The organism is Dietzia sp. SLG310A2-38A2 (assembly GCF_014145095.1).
Classification (GTDB): domain Bacteria; phylum Actinomycetota; class Actinomycetes; order Mycobacteriales; family Mycobacteriaceae; genus Dietzia.
The window spans coordinates 1-5,430 of record NZ_JAALDX010000033.1; the positions used below are offsets into that span (position 1 = coordinate 1).

At 70.5% G+C, this 5,430-nt stretch carries 5 protein-coding genes and 1 riboswitch; of the genes, 3 read left to right on the forward strand and 2 right to left on the reverse strand.

What is annotated here, in order from left to right; translation table 11 throughout:
- Positions 1–155: 155 nt before the first annotated feature.
- Positions 156–1,790, reverse strand: a complete 1,635-nt coding sequence (locus G6027_RS01285) for a long-chain fatty acid--CoA ligase (RefSeq protein WP_182634691.1) — start codon at positions 1,788–1,790, stop codon at positions 156–158.
- Positions 1,791–1,841: 51 nt separating this feature from the next.
- Positions 1,842–2,258 (reverse strand): carboxymuconolactone decarboxylase family protein, encoded by a 417-nt coding sequence (locus G6027_RS01290; RefSeq protein ID WP_182634693.1) that lies wholly within the window; start codon positions 2,256–2,258, stop codon positions 1,842–1,844.
- A 140-nt stretch (positions 2,259–2,398) separates the two neighbouring features.
- A riboswitch (cobalamin riboswitch) is annotated at positions 2,399–2,458 on the forward strand.
- 113 nt (positions 2,459–2,571) lie between these two features.
- Here G6027_RS01290 and G6027_RS01295 point away from each other — a divergent pair.
- Genes G6027_RS01295 through G6027_RS01305 form a run of 3 tightly spaced genes read left to right on the forward strand, consistent with a single transcriptional unit; the run spans position 2,572 to position 5,338 of the window.
- The gene (locus G6027_RS01295; RefSeq protein WP_182634695.1) at positions 2,572–3,510 is read left to right on the forward strand and encodes an ABC transporter substrate-binding protein; all 939 of its coding nucleotides are present in this window, start codon (positions 2,572–2,574) and stop codon (positions 3,508–3,510) included.
- Positions 3,507–4,535, forward strand: coding sequence for an iron chelate uptake ABC transporter family permease subunit (locus tag G6027_RS01300; RefSeq protein WP_182634697.1), 1,029 nt, complete (start codon positions 3,507–3,509; stop codon positions 4,533–4,535). The genes G6027_RS01295 and G6027_RS01300 overlap by 4 nt, the downstream gene beginning before the upstream one ends.
- On the forward strand, positions 4,532–5,338 hold the full coding sequence (locus tag G6027_RS01305; RefSeq protein ID WP_182634699.1) for an ABC transporter ATP-binding protein: 807 nt from the start codon (positions 4,532–4,534) through the stop codon (positions 5,336–5,338). Before G6027_RS01300 ends, G6027_RS01305 begins: the two co-directional genes overlap by 4 nt.
- The last annotated feature ends 92 nt before the right edge of the window (positions 5,339–5,430 follow it).

Genomic DNA, 5,430 nt, shown 5'->3' on the forward strand with positions numbered 1-5,430 from the left:
ACCCTCGGCCGCCCCGCCCCGCGCGCTCGTCCGCCCCGCACGCGACCGACCCCGGTCCAACGAGAAGAGCGTTCCGCGCACCTGCCTCTCGGGCGATGTGCGCGGAACGCTCTTGTGGACGTGCGGGGACCGGGTGACGATCCGCCGGGCGGGGGCTACTTCTCCAGGGCGTTGACCACCGTGAGCTCACCGTCGGAGTGCGAGACGCGGATGCGCTTCTTGTCGAGCTTGCCGACGGAGGTCTTGGGGATCTCGTCGACGAACGCGAACTTCTCGGGCACCTGCCACTTGGCCATCTTGGTCTCGAGATGCGCGCGCAGGTCCTCGACGTCGGGGTCGGCCACGCCCTCCTTCACCACGATCGTGGCCAGCGGGCGCTCGTCCCACTTGGGGTCGGGGATCCCGATCACGGCCGCCTCGGCCACGGCCGGGTGCTCGAGGAGGTAGTTCTCGACCTCGACCGAAGAGATCCACTCGCCGCCGGACTTGATGATGTCCTTGGCACGGTCGGTGAGCTGCAGGAACGCCTCGGGGCGGACGTACCCGACGTCGCCGGTGCGCAGCCAGCCGTCGTCGAACGAGTCGGAGTTCTCCACCTTGTAGTAGCTGCCCGTGATCCAGGGGCCACGCACCTGGAGCTCACCCACGGACTCGCCGTCCCAGGGCAGTTCCTGGCCGGCGTCGTCGACGATCCGGGCCTTGACCCCCGCGATGAACCGGCCCTGCGTGGTGCGCAGGTCGAACTGCTTCTCCTCCGGCAGGTCCGCCTTCGGCCGCGACAGCGTGCCGATGGGCGAGGTCTCCGTCATGCCCCACGCGTGGATGATGTTGATCCCGTAGTTCTCCTTGAACTTGCGGATCAGCGCGGGCGGGCAGGAGCTGCCGCCCACGACCACGGCACGGAAGCTCGACATGTCGATGGGGTGGTCGACGCTGTAGGCGTCCACCGCCATCCAGATGGTCGGCACGGCGGCGGCCAGGGTCGGGCGCTCGGAGGCGATCATCGCGGCCAGTGGTTCGGGCTGCAGGAAGCGCTCCGGCATGAGCAGCGAAGCGCCCACCAGGAACGCGGCGTACGGCAGGCCCCACGACATCGCGTGGAACATGGGGACGATCGCCAGCACGTTGTCGTCGAGCGAGATGTCCATGCCGTCGGACATGCACACCTGCATCGAGTGCAGGTAGATCGACCGGTGCGAGTAGACGACGCCCTTCGGATCGCCCGTGGTACCCGAGGTGTAACACATCGCGGCGCCGGAGTTCTCGTCGACCTCGGGCCACTCGAACTCGGTGGGCTGGGCAGCCAGAAGCGCCTCGTAGTCGTGCACCTGCACGCCCTCCGGGGCCTCGAGCTTCGCCGCACCGCCGCCGGTGACGATCACGTGCTCGACGGTCGAGAACCGCGGCAGCAGGGGCTGCAGGAGCGGGATCAGGCTCGGGTCGACGATCACGACCTTGTCCTCGGCGTGGTTGGCCACGAACTCGAGCTGGTCCGGGAACAGCCGGATGTTCAGGGGGTGGAGCACCGCGCCCATCGACGGGATGGCCAGGTAGGCCTCCATGTGCTCCGAGTTGTTCCACTGGAACGTCGCGACGCGCTGGTCTGCGTCGATCCCGAGCGAGCGCAACCCGTGGGCGAGCTGGGCCGCCCGCTTGCCGAGTTCGCCGAACGTGACTTTCCGCGGGCCCTGATCGGTCCAGGTGGTGACGACCGCGTCCGAGTGGACGGTCGCGCCGAACGTCAGGATGGTACTGATGTTCAGCTGTTCCGGCTGCATGGTGCTGCGCATGCGAGGGGCTCCTCACTCAGGGGGTGTCGGGGGTCACTTCTGGACACGACCCTACCTGTCGTCCAGGGTGTCGAAGACCTCCTGGACCGTCTTCATGGCCGAGAGGGCCGCCGGCGCCCCGCAGTATCCCGACGCGTGGATGACGGCCTCGGTGATCTCCTCACGGGTGAGGCCGTTGGTCAGGCCGCCGCGCACGTGACCCGCCAACTCGGCGTTCGCCCGCAACGCCACGAGCATGCCGATGTTCAGCAGGCTCCGGTCCCGCCGCCCGAGTCCCGGACGGTCCCAGATGTTGCCCCACACGTTCTCGGTGACCACGTACTGCAGGGCCTCGGAGGCGGTCCCCTCGGCCCGGCCCATCGCGCGGTCCACGAAGGCGTCGCCCATCACCTCACGCCGGGTCGCGAAACCCCGCGACCGAAGATCCGCGGCCGAAGGCCCCTCGCCTGAACCGTTCGTCGTCGTCATCTCGTGGTCCTTCCTGTCAGTGCGTGCGGGCCCGTCGGTGTGTCCGGGCGCGGTCACGGCCCATCCTGCCGTCGACCCCGGGGTCGGCTACTCTCGGAGGGTCCGGCTCCCCCGCCGGACACCCGTGGTACCCGGCGGAAGTCGGTGTGAATCCGACGCTGTCGCGCAACTGTGATCCCGCCCCGAGCGGGCGAGCCAGGTCGGCCGGTACCGCGGCGCCGTACGAACTGACCTCGCACGAAGGACGGTTGCGTGCCGCGGCGTCCGCGTCGCTGCCGAGCTGCTTTCGTCCTGGCGATCCCCGGAGGATGTCATGCACCAGTCTCGAGCCCGGACCACGCCCCGATCCCGCTCCCTGTTCGCCGCCGTCCTCACCTCCGTCGCCCTGGTCGCCTCGGCCTGCTCCGGCGCCGACGAGCAGGGGGCCGACCAGACCGACGGCACCGGCGCCGCCGCCGGTGAGCCGCAGGCAATCATCTCGCTCAGCCCCACCACCACCGAGATGCTGTACGCCGTGGGTGCCGGCGACAGGGTGGTCGCGGTGGACGAGCGCTCCGACTTCCCCGCCGACGCCCCGGTCACCGACCTGTCGGGCTACACCCCGAACCTCGAGGCGATCCTCGGGTACCAGCCGGACCTGGTCGTGGCCACGGACGACACCGGCGACATCGTGTCCGGCCTCGAGCGGTCCGGGGTCGAGGTCCTGCTGCTCCCCGCCGCCCGGACCCTGGACGACACGTACACCCAGATCGAACAGGTCGGAGCGGCCACCGGGACGGTCGGCGAGGCCGCCGAGCTGGTCTCGAGGATGCAGGGCGAGATCGACGAGATCGTGGCCTCGGTCCCGGAGCGCGAGACCCCGCTGACCTACTTCCACGAACTCGACGACACCTACTACACGGTCACCGACGACACGTACATCGGAGAGGTGTACTCCCTACTGGGGTTGACCTCGATCGCGACCGGAGACGACGCCTACCCCCAGCTGTCCGAGGAGTTGATCCTCGAGGCCGACCCGGACCTGGTGATGCTCGCCGACGGGCAGTGCTGCGGGATCACGCCGGAGGTCGTGGCCGAGCGCCCCGGGTGGGGCGAGCTCGGCGCGGTGAGGCAGGACCGCGTCTTCGTGGTCGACGAGGACCTGGCCAGCCGGTGGGGCCCGCGCGTGGTGGACTTCATGCGCGAGGTGGCCGGGATCATCTCCACACTGCCTGTGAACGAACCACAGCCCGAGAGTGAACCTGCCTCGTGACCCGAGCGTCGCCCCGCCACGCCCTGGTGTTGGGTGGAGCGACACTGCTGTTCCTCCTGGCGCTGTTGGCGGGCACGCTCGTCGGTCCCGCCGGGCTCACCCCGCGGGGGGTCCTGCTCGAGTTGGTCGGGCAGCTGCCGTTCGTGCACGTCGACTCGGGGTTCTCGCCACGCCAGCAGGTGATCCTGTGGGAGATCCGGATCCCTCGGGTCGTGCTCGGCGGGATCGTCGGCGCGATGCTGGCGCTCGCCGGTGCCACCTACCAGGGCGTGTTCCGAAACCCGCTCGCCGACCCCTATCTCCTCGGTGTGTCCAGCGGCGCCGGGCTGGGCGCGACACTGGCGATAGTCGTGGGCGGGGCCATGGGTTCGGCGGTGGTGCCCCCCGCGGCGTTCGTCGGCGGCATGATCGCGGTGATGGCCACCTACACCCTCGGCCGCAGTATCGGTGGCGGGCGGACAGAGGTCGTGATCATCCTCGCCGGAGTCGCCGTCGCCGCGTTCGCCAGCGCCATCCAGACCTTCTTCATGCAGCGCAACGACGAGACCCTGAGGCAGGTGTACTCGTGGATGCTCGGCCGGCTCACGACCAGCGGCTGGTCCGAGGTGCGGACCGTGCTGCCGTACGTCCTGGTCTCGGTCGCGGTGATCGCCCTGTTCCGGCGCACCCTCGACGTGATGGCGGTGGGTGACGTCGAGGCCTCCACCCTCGGCATCGCCCCGGCCCGGGTGCGGTTGGTGCTGATCAGCGTCGCCACGCTGGGGACCGCCGCGGTCGTGTCCGTGAGCGGCCTGATCGGGTTCGTCGGCATCGTGATCCCGCACGCCGTCCGGATGGTGATCGGCCCGGGCCACCGGTTACTCCTACCGCTGTCCCTGCTGGTGGGGGCGAGTTTCCTCGTCCTGGCCGACATCGTGGCCCGCACCGCGATGAGCCCGGCCGAGCTGCCGATCGGGGTCGTGACCGCCGCGATCGGTGCCCCGTTCTTCCTGTTCGTCCTGCGCCGGAGCCGGGGACTCATATGACCTCCACCCCGGATGCTCGCGCGGCCCTGTCCTGCCGCGGTCTCCACGTGGCCCGTGACGCCGTGCCCGTCCTGCACGGGATCGACCTGGCCGTGCCGACCGGGTCCTGGATCTCTCTGGTCGGGCCGAACGGCTCGGGCAAGACCACGCTGCTCTACGCCCTGGCCGGGCTCATCCCGTCCCGCGGGGAGGTGGAGGTCATGGGCCTGGCGCCGCGACGGGCCGGACGCCGGCGGGTGGCCCGGATGGTGGCGCTGATGCCGCAGCGCCCGGTCGTACCCGAGGGCGTGAGCGCGCGAGAGCTGATCCGGCTGGGCCGCACACCCCACATCCCCCGGTTCGGCACCGAGTCGCCCCACGACCACGAGGTCGTCGAGAGCGTGATCGACCGACTCGCGCTGCACGACCTGGCCCCGCGCATCGCCACCACGCTGTCCGGGGGCGAGCTCCAGCGGGTGGTCCTGGGACGGGCCCTGGCACAGGAGCCCCGCGTGTTGTTGTTGGACGAGCCCACGAGCGCCCTCGACATCGGGCACCAGCAGCAGGTCCTCGACCTGGTCGACTCGATGCGGCGGGAGAGCGGACTCACCGTGGTGGCCGCCATGCACGACCTCACCTCCGCTGCGCACTACGGCGAACGCGTGGTCCTGCTGGACGAGGGCCGCATCGTCGCCGACGGCACCGGAGAGGACGTGCTGACCGTGGAACGGGTGGCCGAGGTGTACGACGCCCGCGTCGAGGTCCTCGACCGCCCCGACGGCCGCGCCGTCCTGCCGCTCCGCGAGCCGGGGACTCGGGCGTGATGCCGGGGGCGGGGACCTGATGGAGATCGTGCTGCTGGGCACGGGTGCCGCCGACGGGTGGCCCAATCCGTTCTGCCGCTGCGGCACCTGCC

Coding starts and splice junctions, on each gene's coding strand:
- G6027_RS01295 (WP_182634695.1), top strand. CDS start 2,572: ATGCACCAGTCTCGAGCCCGGACCACGCCCCGATCCCGCTCCCTGTTC.
- G6027_RS01305 (WP_182634699.1), top strand. CDS start 4,532: ATGACCTCCACCCCGGATGCTCGCGCGGCCCTGTCCTGCCGCGGTCTC.
- G6027_RS01285 (WP_182634691.1), bottom strand. CDS start 1,790: ATGCGCAGCACCATGCAGCCGGAACAGCTGAACATCAGTACCATCCTG.
- G6027_RS01290 (WP_182634693.1), bottom strand. CDS start 2,258: ATGACGACGACGAACGGTTCAGGCGAGGGGCCTTCGGCCGCGGATCTT.